Source organism: Bacillus sp. FSL K6-0923 (assembly GCF_038630825.1).
Taxonomy (GTDB): domain Bacteria; phylum Bacillota; class Bacilli; order Bacillales; family Bacillaceae; genus Bacillus; species Bacillus pumilus.
This window is the reverse complement of the sequence record NZ_CP152044.1, coordinates 3,213,341-3,233,645: the sequence shown is the minus strand read 5'-3', so window position 1 is coordinate 3,233,645 and position 20,305 is coordinate 3,213,341. Positions and strand designations below refer to the sequence as shown.

At 40.3% G+C, this 20,305-nt stretch carries 14 protein-coding genes; 11 read left to right on the top strand and 3 right to left on the bottom strand.

Features of this window, described 5'->3' with window-relative positions:
• The first annotated feature begins 40 nt into the window (after nucleotides 1-40).
• From MHI16_RS16600 to MHI16_RS16565, 8 genes are all read left to right on the top strand, one after another.
• Nucleotides 41-1,042: a substrate-binding domain-containing protein gene (locus MHI16_RS16600; protein ID WP_058013534.1), complete on the top strand. Its 1,002-nt coding sequence runs from the start codon at nucleotides 41-43 to the stop codon at nucleotides 1,040-1,042.
• Nucleotides 1,039-2,481: a histidine kinase gene (locus MHI16_RS16595; protein WP_058013535.1), complete on the top strand. Its 1,443-nt coding sequence runs from the start codon at nucleotides 1,039-1,041 to the stop codon at nucleotides 2,479-2,481. The genes MHI16_RS16600 and MHI16_RS16595 overlap by 4 nt, the downstream gene beginning before the upstream one ends.
• Nucleotides 2,475-3,893 (top strand): response regulator, encoded by a 1,419-nt coding sequence (locus tag MHI16_RS16590; protein ID WP_058013536.1) that lies wholly within the window; start codon nucleotides 2,475-2,477, stop codon nucleotides 3,891-3,893. The genes MHI16_RS16595 and MHI16_RS16590 overlap by 7 nt, the downstream gene beginning before the upstream one ends.
• 102 nt (nucleotides 3,894-3,995) lie before the next feature.
• Nucleotides 3,996-5,261: an ABC transporter substrate-binding protein gene (locus MHI16_RS16585; RefSeq protein WP_058013537.1), complete on the top strand. Its 1,266-nt coding sequence runs from the start codon at nucleotides 3,996-3,998 to the stop codon at nucleotides 5,259-5,261.
• A 61-nt stretch (nucleotides 5,262-5,322) separates the two neighbouring features.
• Nucleotides 5,323-6,288, top strand: coding sequence for a sugar ABC transporter permease (locus tag MHI16_RS16580; RefSeq protein ID WP_058013887.1), 966 nt, complete (start codon nucleotides 5,323-5,325; stop codon nucleotides 6,286-6,288).
• The gene (locus MHI16_RS16575) at nucleotides 6,285-7,106 is read left to right on the top strand and encodes a carbohydrate ABC transporter permease (protein WP_050944374.1); all 822 of its coding nucleotides are present in this window, start codon (nucleotides 6,285-6,287) and stop codon (nucleotides 7,104-7,106) included. Before MHI16_RS16580 ends, MHI16_RS16575 begins: the two co-directional genes overlap by 4 nt.
• 146 nt (nucleotides 7,107-7,252) lie before the next feature.
• Nucleotides 7,253-8,203, top strand: coding sequence for a mannose-6-phosphate isomerase, class I (gene manA, locus MHI16_RS16570; RefSeq protein ID WP_058013538.1), 951 nt, complete (start codon nucleotides 7,253-7,255; stop codon nucleotides 8,201-8,203).
• A 125-nt stretch (nucleotides 8,204-8,328) separates the two neighbouring features.
• The gene (locus tag MHI16_RS16565; RefSeq protein WP_058013888.1) at nucleotides 8,329-10,959 is read left to right on the top strand and encodes a glucosaminidase domain-containing protein; all 2,631 of its coding nucleotides are present in this window, start codon (nucleotides 8,329-8,331) and stop codon (nucleotides 10,957-10,959) included.
• 17 nt (nucleotides 10,960-10,976) lie between these two features.
• On the opposite strand, the gene MHI16_RS16560 is transcribed toward MHI16_RS16565, so the two are convergent.
• Both MHI16_RS16560 and MHI16_RS16555 read right to left on the bottom strand, forming a co-directional pair.
• Nucleotides 10,977-12,164 (bottom strand): CDP-glycerol glycerophosphotransferase family protein, encoded by a 1,188-nt coding sequence (locus MHI16_RS16560; RefSeq protein ID WP_081042263.1) that lies wholly within the window; start codon nucleotides 12,162-12,164, stop codon nucleotides 10,977-10,979.
• An 11-nt stretch (nucleotides 12,165-12,175) separates the two neighbouring features.
• Nucleotides 12,176-12,946, bottom strand: coding sequence for a WecB/TagA/CpsF family glycosyltransferase (locus tag MHI16_RS16555; protein WP_058013539.1), 771 nt, complete (start codon nucleotides 12,944-12,946; stop codon nucleotides 12,176-12,178).
• A 370-nt stretch (nucleotides 12,947-13,316) separates the two neighbouring features.
• Between MHI16_RS16555 and tagD the strand changes: the two genes are divergently transcribed.
• The 3 genes from tagD (at nucleotide 13,317) to MHI16_RS16540 (ending at nucleotide 17,584) form a co-directional block, all read left to right on the top strand.
• Nucleotides 13,317-13,706 carry a glycerol-3-phosphate cytidylyltransferase gene (gene tagD, locus MHI16_RS16550; protein ID WP_008343212.1) on the top strand — a complete coding sequence of 130 codons (390 nt, stop codon included), beginning with the start codon at nucleotides 13,317-13,319 and terminating at the stop codon, nucleotides 13,704-13,706.
• Nucleotides 13,707-13,801: 95 nt separating this feature from the next.
• Nucleotides 13,802-15,268: an alpha-glucosyltransferase N-terminal domain-containing protein gene (locus MHI16_RS16545; RefSeq protein ID WP_058013540.1), complete on the top strand. Its 1,467-nt coding sequence runs from the start codon at nucleotides 13,802-13,804 to the stop codon at nucleotides 15,266-15,268.
• 48 nt (nucleotides 15,269-15,316) lie between these two features.
• Nucleotides 15,317-17,584: a CDP-glycerol glycerophosphotransferase family protein gene (locus tag MHI16_RS16540; RefSeq protein ID WP_144461700.1), complete on the top strand. Its 2,268-nt coding sequence runs from the start codon at nucleotides 15,317-15,319 to the stop codon at nucleotides 17,582-17,584.
• Between the two features lie 110 nt (nucleotides 17,585-17,694).
• Here the strand turns inward: MHI16_RS16540 and MHI16_RS16535 are convergent, their stop codons facing one another.
• The gene (locus MHI16_RS16535) at nucleotides 17,695-20,232 is read right to left on the bottom strand and encodes a glycosyltransferase (protein ID WP_058013541.1); all 2,538 of its coding nucleotides are present in this window, start codon (nucleotides 20,230-20,232) and stop codon (nucleotides 17,695-17,697) included.
• Nucleotides 20,233-20,305 lie beyond the last annotated feature (73 nt).

Sequence of the window (20,305 nt, the reverse complement as noted above, 5' to 3'; positions counted from 1 at the left end):
CTCTTTTTTTATGCGCAATTTTTGAAAGGGGGAGGATGTGGTGAAAGTATCAAAGTGGATCGGGGTGGGCGCCTTTCTCACTTTTTGTGTCGTATCTGTCATTTTTTTAACATCATTAGGTCAAGATTTATTTAAAATTGAAAGCGTTTCCGAAAAAGCGTCATCAACTTATCAATATCACTTTGTCCTTGTACCGGAGGAACTTGATAATGAATATTGGCAGCTGGTCCAAAAGGGAGCTGCTGATGCGGCAGCTGCTCATCGCGTGTATTTAGAATATTTAGGTCCGAAGCAAGCCGATATAGATGATCATTTGAAAACCATTGATATGGCAATCGCAGGGCATGTTGATGGCATTATGACACAGGGACTTGATGCGAAAAAATACAAACCGCTTTTTCAGAAGGCGAGGGAAAAGGGCATTGATGTTGTCACCGTTGATACAGATGCAGAGGGGAGCATGCGTCAAGTGTATGTAGGCACGGACAATTATTATTCAGGCTTTATCGCAGGACAGGCACTCATCGCAGATACAAAAGGCGAACAGTACGTAGGAATTGTCACAGGCAGGCTTGATGCCGTTCATCAAAAGCAGCGCGTCAAAGGATTTCGAGATGCCGTCGCCGCTGAAAAACGCATTCATATTGCTGGAATAGAAGAATCAGCCATTACAAAATCAGGGGCCTCCGGTGCCGCATATAAACTATTAAACGATCATGCAAAGCTCACTGCATTTTACGGCACGAGTGCATTAGATGGTGCAGGTATCATTCAAGCAACAGCGCAATATCGATCGTCCACAGATGTCTATGTACTCGCATTTGATACATTGCCAGATACGATTCAGGCGCTCGATGATGGAAAGATTGATGCCGTCGTTGTTCAGCATCCTTATGAAATGGGCTATCAAGCAGTGGAATCGCTTGTGCGTTTGCAGAAAGGTGAAAAAGAAGAGCCGCTACAGTACACAGGAACGAGTGTGATTCGGCAAGAGGATCTGCCGCTACAGCAAACAGACAGAAGGCAGGGGGTGCAGCCGTGAGAAGGATTCGAAGTAAGTTGTTACTGGCATTTTTAACCCTTGTATTCCTTGGCAACGTGGCCGCTTTTTTCGTCTATTGGAGCAGCTCGAATATCGTATCAGAATATAGCAGAAGCTTTCGTTCTTTTCTCCTGCTTAATGATATATCGACAGAGGCAAAAACGATGTATGAAAAGGTCAATGCGTATGCGATTGAAAAGGATCAGCAGTTTGCCAAAGAATATCTAGCTTCAAAACAAAAAATGAAATCCTACGACCAGGCATTGCGAAAAGATGCCGGGCTTCATGCGGCAATTCCTTCTATTGAAAAATATCAATATATGATGCGGACGCTCATCAATGAGAGTGATGCGACCATGACACATGTAAAAGAAGGAAAAATCAAAGAATATGCAGCAAGTGTGAAGGAAGTAAGAACCGTCTCCTCCTACATACAAGAGCAAACAATGACCTTGCTTGATGATGAATTGTCTGAGTATCAAGTACTCTATCAATCTCTGCAAAAAAGACACCAAACCTATGCGCTCTTTACCCTATGTTTGTTTACACTGTCCATTGGAGTCGCATTATGGATGGCGTATATGATTGCTGGCGGGATATCAAGACCGATCGTCCATCTCTCTCGAAGCGTAAAGGAAGTATCAGAAGGAAACTTTGATGGAGCGGACTTGCATGTCACCTCAAAGGATGAAATTTCTGTATTAAATGAGGCCTTCCAGCGAATGCGTCAAGAGATGAAAATGATGATTGAAGAGATGAAACAAAAGGCAGCTTTAGATCAAAAAATCAAAGACATGAAGCTGAAAACGCTGCAAAACCAAATGAACCCACATTTTTTATTTAATACCTTAAACATCGTCTCACGCATGGCTTACTTAGAATCAGCGGATGCCACATCGAGGTTGATCCAATCTGTTTCCACTCTCATGCGTTATTCGCTGTCAGCTCTCAGTGCATCCGTTACGCTCGAACAAGAAGTAAAAGTGGTCAAAGAATATTTTCATATACAAGAAACAAGATTTGCCGATCGTATCACATGCAAAACGACCATAGATGAATCGTGTTTATCTGTACGTATCCCAAGTCTCACCTTACAGCCGCTTGTTGAAAATGCCTTTATTCATGGCGTAGAACCAAAGGAGGAAGATGGACTTGTCGAGCTCTCGATCTATCAAGAAGGCGGCTATGTGATGATTCGGATTCGGGACAATGGGATGGGAATTAATGAACAAGAGAAAAGAAGATTGCTATCAGCAAAAGAAGAGGAAGATCCAAACATGTTGAGTAAAGGGCATTCAACGGGAATCGGTCTTCGAAATGTGATGTCAAGGCTGCGTTTGTTTTATGGGGTACAAGATGCCCTTCAAATTGACTCAAATCCAAACGAAGGCACCACTATTCAATTGGCTATTCCGATGAAGGAGGGACCGGCATGCTGAACGTGCTGATTGTAGATGATGAAAAGATAGAACGGCTAGCGATGCGGAAGTTCATGACCGATTGGCTTCCAGAGTGTCATATCGCAGGAGAAGCTGAAAATGGAAAAAAGGCGGTTGAATTCGTGCGGACTGAGCCCGTTCATCTTGTGCTCATGGATATTCAGATGCCTGGAATGGATGGATTGACAGCGATCAAGCAAATCAAAGCGATCAGTCCTCATACAAAATTTATTATGCTGACAGCCTACGATACGTTCGATTATGCCAAGCAAGCGATGCAGGAAGGAGTGAAACAATATCTCGTCAAACCGGCTGACAAAGATGAAACCATCGCCGCCATTCGAACGGTTGCGGCAGAGATTCAGCAGGAGGCGTCTCAGCGGCAGGCGCTGGCGGCCGGTCAGCAGTCAAAGTGGCTTGAAGCTCATGTCATAAACGGACAATCCTATACTTCCGCGGAGTTTCGACAACTGTTTCATGAATTCGAAGCAGGTCTTGTCATCGCTGTACAGCGGACAATCGGGAATCAGTTGTTGATTCATTTACAGACATCTCCCCTTTTTCATACGGTGCCGATTCAGGTGAGTGGTGAGCTGTTTACATGTCTCATTTATCGTCACCAAGCGCCTGGTCAGTTAAAGGCAGATGTCTTGCAGGCGATTCGAACTGCCACAACCAACGATCAGCCTTCACCTGTCGTTGGCATGGGACACCCGGTCTCAAATCCGCTTTATCTTCAGAAAAGTGCAGCAGAGGCGAAGCTTTCCTATTATCAGCGGAAAAAGAGTCCTGGCGTTGTTCGTTATGGCTTTTACCAAACAGAAGAACATTCCCATCCATTGATCCATCTGCCTGAGCTTGCAGACGATATGATGCAGGCAATGGAAGAAGGGAGAAGAGAGGAGGCGCTCGCTTTATTCGATGCTTTTGAACTAGAGGGGGCGACCCTGTCTCAACTAAAAGAGCTGCTGATCTTATTTAAATCACGACTCCGAACAGACTGGCCTATATTAACGATCAACACCGCAGCAGAATGCCGCCAGTGCTGTGAATATTTATTTGACGTGTATGAAGCAAGAAACCAGACTGTGAATGATATTGAGCGGGCAAAGCGCTACATCAAAACGCATTTTTGTGAACAGATCACGCTGGAACAGACTGCGGCCTATGTTGATTTAAGTCCGACCTATTTCACAAAAAGGTTTAAAGACGAGACAGGGCTGACATTTAAAGAGTATGTGACTGCCTGCCGGCTGGATAAAATCAAAAGGCTTCTCAAAGACAGCTCGCTTAGTTTAAAAGAAATTACCTATCAGGCAGGATATACAGACCCTAATTATGTCAGCCGTGTGTTTAAGAAGATGGTTGGCTGTTCACCGAAGGAATATCGAAAACAGACCGTAAAAAAATGAAGAATTTCATAAAAAAGTGAAGAAGTTTGCCTGAAAAAAAGCAAGGATCTGCCATTATACTTATGATGATAACGCTTACAAAATAGGGATGGGGGATCAATCATGAAGGTTAAATTAGGCTTTACGCTGTTAGTGCTCTGTATGCTTATCGTCACTGCCTGTAGTTCATCGACGAGCTCAGATGCAAAAAAAGAGGGCGGAGCAGAGAAGCTCGACATTTTTTCTTGGTGGACTGGAGCAGGTGAGGAGGACGGACTGAAAGCACTCATTCAATTGTTTGAAGAGAAAAATAAAGATATTCCAATTGAAAATGCAGCTGTCGCAGGTGGTGCTGGTACAAATGCAAAGGCTGTTCTGACTAGCCGGATGCAAGGAAATGACCCGCCAGCTACATTCCAAGTACATGGCGGAGCGGAGCTGAATGAGAGCTGGGTCGCAGCAGGTAAAATGGAGCCGCTGGATGATCTATATGAAAAAGAAGGCTGGAAGGACAAATTTCCGGAATCACTCATCGACCTTGTCAGCAAAGATGGGAAAATCTATTCAGTACCGGTGAATATTCACAGAGGCAATGTGCTTTGGTATAACAAGAAGGTATTTGATGATGCAGGTTTAGAGCCCCCAACGACCTTTGATGAATTTTTCAAAACAGCAGATGCTTTAAAGAAAAAAGGCATTACACCTCTTGCGCTTGGGGATAAAGAGCCTTGGGCAGCAACACATTTGTTTGAGAGTGTACTGCTCGGCGTTTTAGGCGCTGATGGATATCAAAAACTTTGGGCTGGCGACATGAAAATGGATGACGCAAAAGTGAAGGAAGCGGCAGACATCTTTGGACGTATGCTTGAATATGTCAATGATGACCACAGCTCACGTAACTGGCAGGATGCCTCGCAGCTCGTAGCAAAAGGGGAAGCTGCAATGAACGTCATGGGCGACTGGGCGAAGGGGTACTTTGTGAATGATCTGGATCTGAAGGTGAATAAAGACTTCGGATACGTGGCGACTCCTGATACAGAGGGAAGCTTTATGGTGATCACCGATACATTTGGACTGCCAAAGGGCGTGAAACAGCCAGAAAACGTGAAGAAATTCTTATCTGTCTTAGGATCTGTGGAAGGACAGGATGCATTTAACCCGCTGAAGGGATCGATTCCGGCACGTGTGGATGCAGATATGTCTAAATATGATGAATACGGAAAATCGGCGATGAAGGCATTTAAAGAATCAAAGCTGGCGCCGTCTCTCGCGCATGGTTCAGCTGCTGAAGAAGGGTTTGTGACAAAAGCGAATCAAGCCGTCAATATCTTTGTCACACAAAAAGACAGCAGCCAGTTTGTTTCATCTTTAAAAGATTCAATGAAATAAAGACGAGGAGGCGGCGACTAAGCACCGCCTCTTTTTTAAAAAGGAGTGTAGCTTCATGCGCATGGATACATCGCCGATCACAAAAGCATCAACACCCAAAGTCAAACGTGTTCGGAAAAAATGGAGTGGGGATCAGCTGCTTGCGCTTCTATTTTTAGCCCCGTCGGCTGTGTTATTATTCATCTTTGTTTACGGCTTTATTGGCTGGACAGGGTATGTGTCATTATCAAATTGGACCTCTCTTGTTCCTGATTTCTCTTTCGCAGGGCTTCAAAACTATATGATGCTGTTTCAAGATTTCCGCTTTCAGTCAGATCTTCGGAACACGGTCTTTTTTACTCTATTCTTTATTGGAGCCGTTATTGCCTCTGGGCTTGCACTTGCAATTTTACTAGATCAAAAGATCAAGGGTGAATCTCTATTTCGGAATTTATTTTTCTTTCCAATGGCCCTTTCCTTCGTTGTGACAGGGGTCGTCTGGCAATGGATTTTAAACCCGTCCACTGGGGTGAATCTGTTTTTAAAGACGCTTGGTATCCAGCCTAAGTGGTACACGGATACGAATATTTTAGCTGGATTTGTCTGGGGGAAAATTGAGTTTGGTGTCCCTGCGGCAATCATTGCAGTCGTAATTGCAGCTGTTTGGCAGATGACTGGATTTTCTCTAGCGATGTATTTGGCGGGTTTGAGAGGCATTCCAGAGGAAGTAAGAGAGGCTGCTAGAATGGATGGCGCAACCGAATGGCAGATTTACCGGAAGATTATTTTTCCTTTATTAAAACCGATAACTGCAAGTGTCATTATCATCATGGCTCATATTTCATTAAAGATTTTCGATTTGATTTACTCGATGACAGGACCGGGTGCAAACTTTGTCACAGATGTTCCGGGCGTGTACATGTTTGAAATGACCTTTAGAGGAAACCATTATGCGGGCGGTGCCGCTATCGCGATTGTGATGCTGATCTCAGTTGCGGTCTTTATTGTGCCATATCTCCTGTCGAGCCGGAAGGGGGCGTCATCATGACAGCTAGATGGTTTGTCCGTCCAGTTCTTTATGCTTTATTGATTTTGTGCAGTCTCTTTTTTCTCATGCCAGTTTATGTCATGCTCGTCACAAGTTTGAAGCCATTAGGTGAAGTGACCCTTGAGAAAATGTGGGCACTGCCGTCAACACTTGATTTTTCAAGCTATCAAATCGCATTTGAAAAGCTAGCGCCCAATTTAATGAATTCTCTTTATCTAGTCATTCCGGCTACCTTATTGTCTGCTGTCTTAGGGGCGATGAATGGCTATGTCCTATCAAAATGGCGTTTCAAAGGATCAGAAGTAGTCTTTACTCTAATGCTGTTTGGGATGTTTATTCCATATCAAAGTATCCTCATCCCACTCATTCAATTTTTGCGTGAAGTCGGATTATACAATTCGATTCCGGGTTTGGTGCTAGTCCATGTCGTATATGGACTTCCAATCACAACACTCATGTTTCGAAACTTCTATGTGAGCATTCCTGATGAAATGATTGAATCGGCAAAAATGGACGGCGCAGGGTTTATCGGGATTTTCAGACATATGATTCTTCCGCTTTCAATCACAGGATTTGTGGTGGTCGCGATTTGGCAGTTCACAAATGTGTGGAATGAGTTCTTATTTGCAGTCACGATGACCACTGCAGAGCATCAGCCGGTGATGGTTGCCTTGCAAAATCTATCAGGCAGTCAAATTGTGCAATGGAACGTCCAAATGGCAGGGGCAATATTGGCCGCACTGCCGACACTTTTGGTCTATATACTGCTCGGAAAATACTTTGTCAAAGGGCTTCTCGCAGGCTCTGTCAAAGGATGAAATCTTTTCGTGTTATCGTTTTCATTTGGTGTACTGAAAGGATTGACTTCTCTTTAGATAGCGTCATAATAAAAGTTGAGACTTGCTAGTTTTCATCAAGCCTTACAAGGATTATCAAAGGGTAGCAAAGGGAGGAGTCATCCTGAATGAAGCAGTCACCAATTTTTTTACTGCCTGAATTGAAGGAGAGAATATGGGGAGGTACAGCCTTAAGAGATCAATTTGGCTATGATATTCCTTCTGATCAAACGGGAGAATGCTGGGCAATTTCTGCTCATCCAAACGGACCAAGTGTCGTGCAAGACGGTCCATATAAAGGGAAAACGCTGATCGAACTATGGGACAATCACAGAGAATTGTTCGGGGGAATAGAAGGCGATCGATTCCCGCTGTTAACTAAAATTTTAGATGCAAACCAGGACTTGTCCGTTCAAGTTCATCCAGATGATGATTACGCGGAAAGACATGAAAATGGCGAGCTTGGAAAAACAGAGTGCTGGTATATCATTGACTGCAAAGAAGGAGCAGAAATGATCTATGGGCACAGCGCAAGAACAAGAACTGAGCTTGTGACCATGATGAACAGTGGAGATTGGGAAGGACTTTTGCGTCGTGTGAAGATTAAGCCTGGTGATTTTTATTATGTGCCAAGCGGTACCATTCATGCGCTTTGCGAAGGAACGCTTGTCCTCGAAACGCAGCAAAGCTCAGATACCACCTATCGGGTATATGATTATGAACGAAAAGATCAGAATGGCCATGAACGTGAACTTCATTTTGCGCAAGCCATTGATGTCACAACGGTCCCCCATGTAGATGGTTATGCAGATGAATCAGTTGAAACACGCCGTGGGCTGACCATTCGAACTTTTGTTGAAGCAGAGTATTTCTCTGTGTATAAATGGGAAATTGATCAAGCAGTAGAGCTTTCGCAAGATTATCCGTTTTTGCTGTGCAGTGTAATTAGCGGGGAAGGGGCTCTAACGCATGATGGGCATACATATCCACTGCCTAAAGGAGCTCATTTTATCCTGCCGGCTGAAACAGGGAACTTCTCAATTGAAGGAACTTGTGAACTGATTGTATCGCATATATAAAGGAAAAGAGGACTTCAAAGGGGTCCTCTATTTTTCTATTGCATAAATAACTTGAAAGAGTACTTGTTTTTGTCGATAAAGAGATTAGTAGACAATTATGCAAAGTTAAGAGAGGGACAGTGAACGTGAAAAAAACCATCAAGATTATGTTACTCGCAGCTGCCTTTGGTATGACAGTACAGACGGGCAATGAAGCGCAAGCAGCCTCCTATGTCGATCAATCCATTTATACGATGAACACCTCAAAAGTATTTACAACAGAGTCAGAAGTGAAAAAAGCAGTGGAAACATTGAAGAAGGACAAAAAGTGGACAGCCACTTATCAAACCTCAGGAAACACATCGACCTATCAGCTCACTGCCTCAGGATATGAGTCACAAGCAGCAGCGAGTGCAAGTGCAGCTGCATTAAAAAAAGAGACGGGCATGAGCGGTACGGTGTCTCCAGTAGGTGACCGCCTTCCATTACAAAAGGTCGTATCTGACCCCGTCAATGATGAAGTTCAGGCGAAAAAGCTCTCACTCGAGCTAACGAAAACCTCAGGACTCAATAGCACCTATGAAGTGATCAATGAAAGCAGACCTTCTTATCAGGTCATTTCAGGAACCATTGATTCTGAAACGAAAGTCAAAAATATTCAAACCGAATTACAAAAGCAGGCCGGTGTCACTAGTACATACCAAACTGAAAACAAAGCAGGCACTGTGTATCAGCTGATTTCAGGCGGTATCGTTGGGCAAAGTAAGGCGAATACGATCTTGCAAGGCTTTCAAAAAGAGTCTGGTTTAAAAGCGGTGCTTCAAACGGTGACAGCAGGCAAGCCATATTACATCGTCACATCAGCTGCACAAGCGAACCAGTCAAAAGCACAGACGCTTCTTACCCAGCTTCAAAGAGAAGCAAAGATCAGCGGGAAGATTCAAAAGACAGGCGCTTTAAAAAATGTTTATCGCTTGGAATCAGGCTATTTCAAAGACAACAAACAGGCATCCTCAGCTGCGGCCCAGATTAAGAAACAAACCGGCGCTACAGGGACTGTACAGCGAGTGGGAAAAACAAAAAATTATATCGTGAAGCTCAATCAACTGAACGATACAGCATACGGAAAAACGGTGGCCTTTTTCAAGAAAAAGAAATGGCGCTACACTTCGCAAAAGATCTCTTCTACACAGCCATATCAAGTAGTGACTGGAAACCTTTTAGGAGATGACCAAGCGAAAAAAGCAGCAGCTTTCTTCCAAAAGAAAAAGGTATCAGCAACAACGAAAAAAACAGGTAAAGCATCTGACAGCACGTATCGACTTGTCGTCAATCAATCGGCGGAGCAAGCCAAAATCAATAAAGGTGCCGCATATTTAAAAACGCAGAAGGTGACAAGCAGCATTACAACTGGTAAGGGCCAAGCTGTCAGCAAAACGTATAGTCTCAAGACAACACCTGTATATGAGCAAAATAAAGTCAAGCAGGCTCAAGAGATTATCAAGAAAAATGGCGTTGCCAGCAGTACAAAAACGTTGACTGAAGCGGTTAAACAATACCGGATCACAACAGAGCCGACGGTGAATCAGACAAAACTGAATCAAGCGTTAAGTTATTTAACGAAACAAAAAATGAAAGCAGCTGCTCAAAAAACAGGTGCAGCTGATTATGGTCAATATCAGATCAAAACAGGTGCCATCTCAACAACTGCATTGCGCGATCAAGGTATGGCATTTTTCAAAAAACGGAATGAACCAGCAGCCTACCAAACAACAACGAAACCAACCTACAAAATCAACATTACGCAGCAATTCACAGGGTTACCAACTGTAAATGCAGCCATTGCTTTTGTGAAAAGTCAATATGGCTGGACAGCTACAGCCGTAAAAATCAAAAATGGCCCAATGGTCATGCAAACGAACTACAACCTTACTGTCAATGAGATGGTCAACAAACAAATGAAGGTATCACCACAGACAGATGGTGCGGCTTATGTCTATGCACCATATGTAGACCAAGCAACATCAACAGTGAATACGGACGGTTTAAATGTCCGTTCGACACCAGATTCGAGCTCTGCAAGCAACATCGTGGCGCAGCTGAACAAAGGAGCAAAAGTGAAACAGCTTGGGAAAGAAGGAAACTGGATCAAGATCAGCCTTGGCTGGAGAAATGCAAGTGCAGCAGAGGTGCAAAAATATGTTGACCCAGCTAATATTGCAGAAGGCACGCAATCTTATTTTCAATTCCTGAAACTCTCTGAAGCTGCGAATCTCAATCCTGCAGAAGTCAATTCGAAGATTCTAGCAGGCAAAGGGATTCTTGCAGGTAAAGGACAAGCCTTTATTACGGCAGCGAAAACGTATCATATCAACGAAATTTATCTTATTTCTCATGCGCTGCTTGAAACGGGTAACGGAAGTTCCATTTTAGCGAATGGTACAATGTTTAATGGAAAGAAAGTATATAACATGTATGGCATTGGCGCATATGACAGCAATCCGAATTATCTTGGTGCAAAGTATGCGTATGAACAGCAATGGTTCACGCCAGAGGCTGCCATTATTGGCGGAGCAAAATTCATTGGCAACAGCTATATCAATCATGCCACATACAAACAAGATACAATTTATAAAATGCGCTGGTCTAGTGCAGCGACTCATCAATATGCAACAGATATAGGCTGGGCTTATAAGCAAGTCACTCGTATGTATAGTTTGTATAACCTGCTTGATGACTATACGCTGTATTACGATATCCCGGTGTATAACAAATAAAAAAACGTCCGTGCTTCCTATTGAGAAGCCGGACGTTTTTTGTGTAAGAGCTGTTGTTCAATAAAGGATAAGAGCTGCTCACTGGACCTTCCCTTTGAATATTGATTCCATTCCTCGGCGAAGGTTTTGATTTGGTCTTGATTATCTGATTCGGTTAGTTGAAGCAGCTCCATCAAGAGCATGTCTTGAGTGATACAAGCTTTCCCAGGAATGATGTCCTCATATCGATCGACTAAACCGCGCTTCTTGCGATAAGTGTCTAAGTCATAAGTGAAGAACAAAACAGGCTTTTCAAGCAGTGCATATTCAAACACGATCGACGAGTAATCTGTGATCAGTACATCGCATGCGCAAAGCAATGGATAAAGCGGCTGATCGGATACATCAAATATCCATTCATCGTCTGTTTCCGCCTTCGCTAAATGTTTGACCGCAGGATGAAGCTTGACGAGCAGAATATAATCACCGTTTAGCTCTGTTTGCAATTGTTCTTTTGAAAAAGGCAGGACAAGACCGTCCATTGCAAAGTCTCGATAGGTCGGTGCATAAAGCAGGATCTTTTTCCCTTTAGGAAAATCATTCGGCTTCAAGGAAGGCTGATGCTGTTCATAGTACACATCCGTCATCGGTACACCTGTTGGTAAAAAACGTTCATCATTCACCCCAAACGAAGATTTAAAAATCTCGCGCATATGATCTGAGCCTGTAACGATATAATCGAAAGACGCATAGACTCGTTTGAACCGTTTAATATCACGAGGACTTCGTTCCGAATTTGAAGCATCTTCAAGCCCGAACTTTTTCAACGCCCCATTGGCATGCCATACTTGAATACAGGTGGTAGAAGGACGTTTTCTGAGTACACTTGTCATAAGAAAGTAATTATCTGTCACGACAACCTTGCTTTTAAACATCGTATAAATACATCGAATAAGATGGAGAGGATTTTTTTCATGAAAATAGCGAAATGACAGATGAGACTCGTCCTTTTCTATCGCAGAAGCATGCTTCGTATAGAGGACAGTAAGCTTCATCGTCATGTTCGCCTGTTGTTGATAAGCATCAATAAGAGCAGCTGTATTCTCTTGAAATGAAACAAGCAGCGTCACCTGGTTTTCTCGTGGTTTCACGCCGCTCATCAGCCATCCAATGAAAGAAATGAAAGCTGCATAGCATGAAATGATCATTGAGCGTATATTCATCATTGGTCAGTCTCTCACAGCTGTTTCGTCTGATCCTTTGCTTGCTCAGGATAGTAACGTTTTTTCCCTTTGTTTTCTTTCAATACGGCAAAAGCGTATTTAGGAATATTCAGCATTCGTTTCCATCTCCATGGATTCACAATAAGTCGGTACAGCCATTCTGTATTTGTTTTAATCATCCATCGTGGTGCGCGCTTCACCGTTCCGCTAAATACATCAAAGCTTCCGCCTAAACCGATGCAAACAGCCTGCGGGAATAAATGACGGTATTCATAAATAAAGTTCTCTTGATTTGGATAACCTAAAGCAACGAACACCATATCTGCTTTCGAGCGAGCGATTTGTTTTGCTACGAAACGTTTATCTGCTTGATAACCGTCACAGCTGCCTGCGATGACCACATTTGGATATTCCGTATCAATTCGCTGTTTAACAGCCTCAAGCACTTCTTTTTTCGCCCCATATAAAAAGATACTTTTAGACTGCTTGTTTGCTAGATCAAGCATAGACATGAAGACATCAAAGCCAGCAATTCTTGACTTCAGCGGACTTTGTGTCAAACGTGACATCAAGACGACGCCAACACCATCCGGCAGAACATAATCCGCAGAAGAAACAACTTGATGATATGCATGATCCTTCATAACAGCATAGCCAATCTCTGGATTGACAGTCGCAATCATGGCGCCTCTTCTTTGAGAAATATGATGGTGATTCATATAGCTAATAAATTCATCTAGGTCGCCGTTTACATAAGAAAGGTTAGAGACCACTTCTGTTTGCATTGTTTAGACCTCCTTTTTTATCTTGTTATCTATGAACGTTCATTGTAAATTCGTTTTTCGTCTACACATCATTTTATCACAGATGCTCCATGAAATATTAACAATAACTTTACAAACCTTTAAATTTCATGACATTTTCATCAATTCATAAGGAGGATGCTGCAAGAAACATTGATTCTTCGGACTTTCCCTTCTCCGCCCAATAAATTGGAAATAGTTTGTCTTTACATATTCTTAACCTTTCATAGGCATTGTGATATAATGAGGTTCCGAAGAGCGAAAAAAATGATTGATGATTATAGGATTACGGATAAACATTACTGCATGAAAGCAGTCAAATAAGGAACGAAGAAAGGAGTTTATGTTTGCAATGAAGAAAGTTATTACTTACGGTACATTTGATTTATTACACTGGGGGCACATTAAGCTGCTCGAACGTGCAAAGCAGCTTGGAGATTACTTAGTGGTGGCCATTTCGACAGATGAGTTTAACTTACAGAAATCAAAAAAGGCTTATCATAGCTACGAACATCGAAAGCTGATTCTTGAAACGATTCGTTATGTAGACGAAGTGATTCCAGAAAACAGCTGGGATCAAAAAGTCCGTGACGTGCAAGAGCACGATATTGATGTGTTTGTCATGGGAGATGACTGGGAAGGTAAATTCGATTTCTTGAAAGAGCATTGCGAAGTCGTGTACTTGAAAAGAACAGAAGGCATCTCGACAACACAAATTAAGGAAGAAATTGCTGGACTTTAATAGATCGAAAAAAAGTACTTCTTATCTTTTGGTGAGAAGTACTTTTTCATGTAAAATACAATAGCAAGTGATCATTTTTATAAGGAGAGCTTCCTGTGTTTCAAAATTGGATGAAGAAAAAAAATGAACTCACATTGGATCAACCTGAACAACATGAAACAATGACATCAGTTGACATGCCTGATATGGACTACTACTTTATCATGGGTGATGTACCAAAACAGGATGAGCCCTTAACAAAGTCTTTAAAAGCGAGATTAAAGCCATTGGCTGACAAACATAAACGTAATGCCATTTTAACTTTGAATTATGATGCAAATGTGAAAGAACATATTCATAGCTTGGAGGAGACCTTTCTTCACCAAGTTGACATCTTGAATGTATTTGAGCACTATATTCTACCGGAAAGTGGAAGTAAAAGGCGTTACTCGGAATTTATCATTGGTACATCTTTTCAATCGATCAATGAAGCAGTGATGCCAGCAGAAGAATCAACAGTGCAGGTGACGAGATATGAACTGCCATCTTCCCCTATTTGTTTTATTGATCAATATAATAAAGAGCTGCAATTAGTAAAGAGGGAAGAGTACAATTGGCAGGGCGTTTTGTGCAGAGTACAAAGCTTTGTTCCTCATACAGGTGCTTTATACTTGGAAGAACTAATCAATGACGATGGCAATATCTATATGGAGATCATCTACCCTGGAGATACAAAAAAGAATCCAGTCCGGCATATTAATTGGTATAAAAAAACAGGAATTCAAACTTTTACAAAGAAGACGGATATAAAGCAAATATGGTTATCTAGTATTCAAACACAAAATGACCGTTTGAAACTGATGATTACAGAAGACCGGGATCAAGACCGTCACCTGTTTAAAGTCGAACAGCCCGAAACAACGTATTATGCTGCATTTGTACATGACGCACATTATGAAGAAGATCCGCATCAACTTTATTCTCATTACGGAGAATTATTTAAACAAATAAGAAAACAGCAAGTGGATGCCGTCTTCTTTGGAGATACTAAGCATAAGTTAGATGTTGAGAAGGTATTGGGAGAACAAGCCTATTTTTATCTTGTGCCTTCTGATGAAATGTCTCTTTGGAATACAGCGCTTCATCAAATGCTCGAAAACCGTGAGCGTAAAGATGAACTGAGAAGGATCGTGGACCGCATGAAATGGGTTTTGCGTGATCTGAGCGCTGAACATCATGTTCTTCATCTTCATCTTGAGCTGAAGGACGAAATGAGTCATGCGGATCATGTGCAAATTGATTTCGCAGGATATGATCGAGTAAATGGAGCTGAAATCATATCTCAGACAATCGATGAAAACCATCAAGTCAGCTTCCCAATTGGCCATTTTCAAACAAAGAAAAACATTGAAACGAATCAAACAAAATACGTTGATTTTTACATTCGTTTTAAAACAGAAGAACTTCAGGAAGTTTTGCAGCGTCTAGAAGTAGAGGAAGAGCTGCTCACCAATAAACCATCGTCAATCGATGGATGGTCGTATCAAACGAAACAAGGAAACTATTCTTGGAAAGTAAAATAATGTGACAACACAACGGTAAGATTTCTGAACAGAGGAGATTAACGATTAATGATTGAAGAGGGAATTCATAAGAAGAGTGTCGTTGAAGGGTTAAAAAATCATCATGAGAAACTAGAAATGCTTATTCGTATCGACGATGACATGCCATTAACAGATAGAGAATTTTATTTATTTATGAGGGAAAGAGTATCAAAACAAGAGCTTTTCCTGCCGCTTGTTCATCAAGAAGACAATCTATTCAAATTGGTATTGAGTGAATCATCGCTTCCGCTTGCATTAGAGCAGGGTCAGACATACAACCTGTATGTGACGGACTATTTGAGTGCAGACAAAGAAGAGGATGAGGACGAGCTTGAGGACTCGGCCTATGATTCTGATTCGGAAGAAGAGGAAGAAGAACTAAAAGAAACGGATCATGCCGAAGTAGAAGAAAAGACGTCATACTATAAACGCCGTTTAAAAATGGAAATAGAAAAACCTGAGATGACTTTTTTAGAAAATAAAGACGCCATGCTGTATATCATTCCATACCGCACAGACAAAGGAAATGCATCTTTGAAAATCAAACGTGAGCTGAAGGTTGTGAAATTCAATCATATCGAGCTCAACAAAGGATGCATGTTATCTTTGTCCGGTTATGCAGGCGTTCTAAGTGCAGAACATCCGTATGAGATCATAGAAGCAAAGCTTCTATTGAAGAAAAATGGTGAAGAACCAATTGAGCATCGTTTTCCGGTAAATATCACCCATATAAAAGATGAAGTGATCGAATACCGTGATGATCAACATGTACCACAGCTTTATCAATTTTCAGCAGAAATTCCTTTAGAGGAATTGACCTATTCATTAAACAAACGCTTTGTATATCGTTTTTATCTTGAATTTATCTGCGGTGTGAACGGAGCAGAGGAAACATTAACAACCACTTCTTTAGTGCTTGGAGATCGCTCGAACAAACTCAAAGGACTTGTCCAAATTCATAAAAGAAATGATGTACCGATTCGATATGAGGTGTATCGAAAGAAAAAAAGACAAACGCTTGGCATCCGAATCAATGATTATACAATGAAAACACGTGCGAAGTACTACGTCAAAAGCAAGTGGAAGAAGTTCAAAAAGCAAATCGGTAAAATAAAGAAAGTTCGTAACCGCCTTGTGACAAGAACTTTCCAAACGACCTTTAAGCTGGCAAGTAAGTTGTCTGTGAAGAAGAAAACCGTTATTTTTGAAAGCTTTAATGGAAAACAATTCAGTTGTAACCCGCGTGGTATTTATGAATATATGAAAGAAAATCACCCTGAATATACGCTGATCTGGAGCGTGAAAAAAGGGCATGAAGCACCGTTTAAGGAAAAGGGCATCTACTATATCAATCGTCTGTCATTGAAATGGATTTTTGCAATGGCGAGAGCGGAGTATTGGGTTGTAAACAGCCGTTTGCCGCTATGGGTTCCAAAGCCAGATCACACAACATACTTGCAGACTTGGCATGGTACGCCGTTAAAACGACTGGCGATGGATATGGATGAGGTGCATATGCCTGGAACAAACACGAAAAAATACAAAAAGAATTTCACGAAGGAAGCGTCAAATTGGGACTACCTCATTTCTCCAAATGCTTACTCGACTGAAATCTTTACACGTGCCTTCCAATTTCAAAAGACTATGATTGAGTCAGGATATCCGAGAAATGACTTCCTTCACAATCAAAACAATGAAGAAACGATGAGAGCACTCAAACAAAAGATGAACCTGCCGCTTGATAAAAAATTGATCTTATACGCACCAACATGGAGAGACGATCAATTTTATAAAAAGGGGCAGTACAAATTTGATTTAGACCTTGATCTGCATGAGCTGAGAGCCGCTATCGGAGACGAATATATCATCATTCTGCGTATGCACTATTTAGTCGCTGAAAACTTTGATTTAGGGCCATATGAAGGCTTTGCCTATGACCTCTCTCATTACGAAGACATTAGAGACCTTTATATGATTTCTGATCTGCTCATCACAGATTACTCATCTGTGTTCTTTGATTATGCAAACCTTAAGCGTCCGATGCTGTTCTATGTGTCAGACATTGAAACATATCGTGATAAATTGAGAGGCTTCTACTTCGACTTTGAACAAGAAGCACCAGGACCGCTTGTGAAAGAGACATCAAGCGTGATTGAATGGGTAAGAGAAACAGAACAACCGACCTTTACACTACCAGAATCATTCGCACCGTTTTATGAGAAATTCTGTTACTTAGAGAGCGGGGAGTCGTCGAAGCGGGTGGTTGAAGCAGTTTTTAATTCGCAACGCTTTTGATTGTTTTCTTATAGATGGAAAAACACCTTTGGAAGGTATCAAGTTCAATACTTGACCATTATCCAAAGGTGTTTTTAAAATACATATAATTTTATTCTGTATATAAGTGGTTAATTAGCTTTTGTACAGACATTTTTGTAGAAGAGGTCTAGTGCCTCGCTATTATACTTTTCGTAATCAAAGGATTTTTGTTCCATACTATTCTGGATAAAATCAGACATACCATTAAATAGCGCAGTTTCATTATTATCAACTAATAATCCATATCCACCCTCTAAGACGGAATGTACTCCAGTTACATCGGTAGCTATAATTGGTTTTTTTAGAATCATTGCTTCCATGAGAACCAAGCCTTGCCCTTCATAATCTGAAGATAATACAAAACAATCACATTCATCTAGTAAAGAAAATGGATTTTCGAGTTGTCCAACAAAAAACACACAATGTTCTAGATGTAATTTTTTTGTGTGGTCCTTTAGTTCTCTTTTTAAAGGCCCTTCACCCACAATATACAATACAGCTTTTGGGTATTGCTTGTGTAATTGTGAAAAAGCAGAAATTAATTTCTTTTGCCCTTTTTCAGGAGATAATCTTCCTATAGTTATAAAGTTGATATACTCCTTATTTGGAAGTGGTATCCCAGATAGATTAAGACCGATGGATTCGTTTTTATCATTTTGATAAGTAATTAAATATCTCTCATTATTAAATTCTATAATCTCTTTATCTTCTTTCATTTGAAGTACTTTGTTAGGCGAGATTACATTATTAACAAAAACCATTTTCTCTAAAGCATTAGGAATATAAGGGCTTAAGTTCAAGTGATTTTCTATGTTAGTCGATTCGGCAACTGAAACAATTCTATCGAAGAACTTGTACAGTGAGAAAATTACTTTTAGGTTACCACGATGTTTATATTTGTGATTCACTTTCTTGTTATACTCTTTCATCATGTCAGCATGCAGGAAAATACTTTTGACTTTAAAATCTCCGAATGCGAAAAGAAGAGTCCAAAATTTGTTATATCCTCCAAAATCTATTCCTACATCAAACTTCGTATTACCAATAATTCTCTTTAATTCTCTCTTGTATGAGTTTACCGGAGTGTATTTTAACATTTTGTTATTGTATATACCACGGCGGAAAATTAGGTTCTGTTTATATGTTTCTATTAATGTTCTATTAACAAAACCAGGTCTATAAATAATATGAACATTAGGATGTAGCTTTTGTATGTTCATCCATTTATCTTTATGATAATTTGAGTTATCAATGACAACAACTTCATATTTGTTGTAATCAATCTGATCAAATAAATTAGTCGCTGAAACGGTTATACCATTATTGTAGAAGCCTCCACAATAAAGAAGTAATTTTTGTTTATTGCTTTCAACGCTGATTAAATCATCTTGATTTTTCTTTTTGAATATTATGTCAATAAGTCGATCAGTAGCATTTCCGTCATCATAAGAGCAGTATTCATCTAAAAACTCTTTGTATTGTTTTTCAAATTGTTTATTGAAGTTATTTAAACTGTTTAGTTGGCCTAAGCTGTCAATTAAATCAACTATACTTTCACAGATAGGTCCAGGAAGTTTTGTTATATCTAAATAAAAACCTCTCTCTGATTCGTATTCACGTAAGTCAGGCATATAGAAAAAGACAGGTCTTTTTAAAGGTAGGAAATCGAAAAAGATACTTGAATAATCTGTAATTAAAATGTCTATAGCAGATAAAAGTTCATTTGTATCAATCCAGTTTGGAACACAAAGATGTTCAAGACCGCTCTGTTTAAAAAATTTATAAGAAAAGTAATGAGATTTTAAAAGTACTAAGTAATCATCACCAAGCGCCTGCTGAATTTTTACAACTTCACTATGCAATGTATAGCAAGTATCCTCTTCGGCACCTATTGTTCCTCTCCATGTTGGAGCATAAAGTACAATTTTTTTATTAAAAGGTAGGTCTAATCTTTCTTTCACACTTTCACTGCTAGTGCTTAATGTTAAATCTACTCTAGGATAACCGATATTTGCAATTTTCCCAGTAAATATCCCAAATACATCATTTGATTTTAGTAACTTTTCATACGTAAAAGTATTCGGGCTAATAAGGTAATCACAATGAAGCAAATTTCTTTGGATATTTTTATGACCAGACATTGATCTTTTATTAATATCCTTCCCTAAAGTTTTTAAAGGAGTTCCATGCCAAGTATTGATATAAACTTGTTCTTCTCTTTTAATAAAATAAAAAGGAAATGACGTATCATTAACTAAATATTTAGAAGTTGCTAAATATTTTAGATATTCGTTGCTATCAACTTTAACAAAGGAAATATTAGAAGTTTTCTGCTTTAATTCTGCAATCATTGGATCAGTAATATCATTAATGACCCAAACATGATGTAAATCTTTAAAAGTACTATCTTTCATCAAGCCTAGAAAAATTGCGTAACAATTTCCAGAAATACTTTTGCCATGATAAGCTTCATATAGAATATAATTACTTCTAACCGGATTTTTCTCTAAATAGGAGGTGTATTTACTTCTAATACGAAGTCGTGAATCTCTGGAAAACTCAATTAGTGGATTTAAAATAAATTTAATCTTTCTTGTAACGATTTTTTTGAATTGCTTGATTCTCATTAATGTTAAGCCCCTTCATTTATATATATAATAGGAAAATGATATTTATTTTGGAAATGCAATTATCCTGATA

What these genes read in the sequence shown, in the direction of transcription:
- MHI16_RS16590 (WP_058013536.1), top strand. Translation starts at nt 2,475, where the DNA reads ATGCTGAACGTGCTGATTGTAGATGATGAAAAGATAGAACGGCTAGCG.
- MHI16_RS16585 (WP_058013537.1), top strand. Translation starts at nt 3,996, where the DNA reads ATGAAGGTTAAATTAGGCTTTACGCTGTTAGTGCTCTGTATGCTTATC.
- MHI16_RS16580 (WP_058013887.1), top strand. Translation starts at nt 5,323, where the DNA reads ATGGATACATCGCCGATCACAAAAGCATCAACACCCAAAGTCAAACGT.
- MHI16_RS16575 (WP_050944374.1), top strand. Translation starts at nt 6,285, where the DNA reads ATGACAGCTAGATGGTTTGTCCGTCCAGTTCTTTATGCTTTATTGATT.
- manA (WP_058013538.1), top strand. Translation starts at nt 7,253, where the DNA reads ATGAAGCAGTCACCAATTTTTTTACTGCCTGAATTGAAGGAGAGAATA.
- MHI16_RS16560 (WP_081042263.1), bottom strand. Translation starts at nt 12,164, where the DNA reads ATGATGAATATACGCTCAATGATCATTTCATGCTATGCAGCTTTCATT.
- MHI16_RS16555 (WP_058013539.1), bottom strand. Translation starts at nt 12,946, where the DNA reads ATGCAAACAGAAGTGGTCTCTAACCTTTCTTATGTAAACGGCGACCTA.
- tagD (WP_008343212.1), top strand. Translation starts at nt 13,317, where the DNA reads ATGAAGAAAGTTATTACTTACGGTACATTTGATTTATTACACTGGGGG.
- MHI16_RS16540 (WP_144461700.1), top strand. Translation starts at nt 15,317, where the DNA reads ATGATTGAAGAGGGAATTCATAAGAAGAGTGTCGTTGAAGGGTTAAAA.
- MHI16_RS16535 (WP_058013541.1), bottom strand. Translation starts at nt 20,232, where the DNA reads ATGAGAATCAAGCAATTCAAAAAAATCGTTACAAGAAAGATTAAATTT.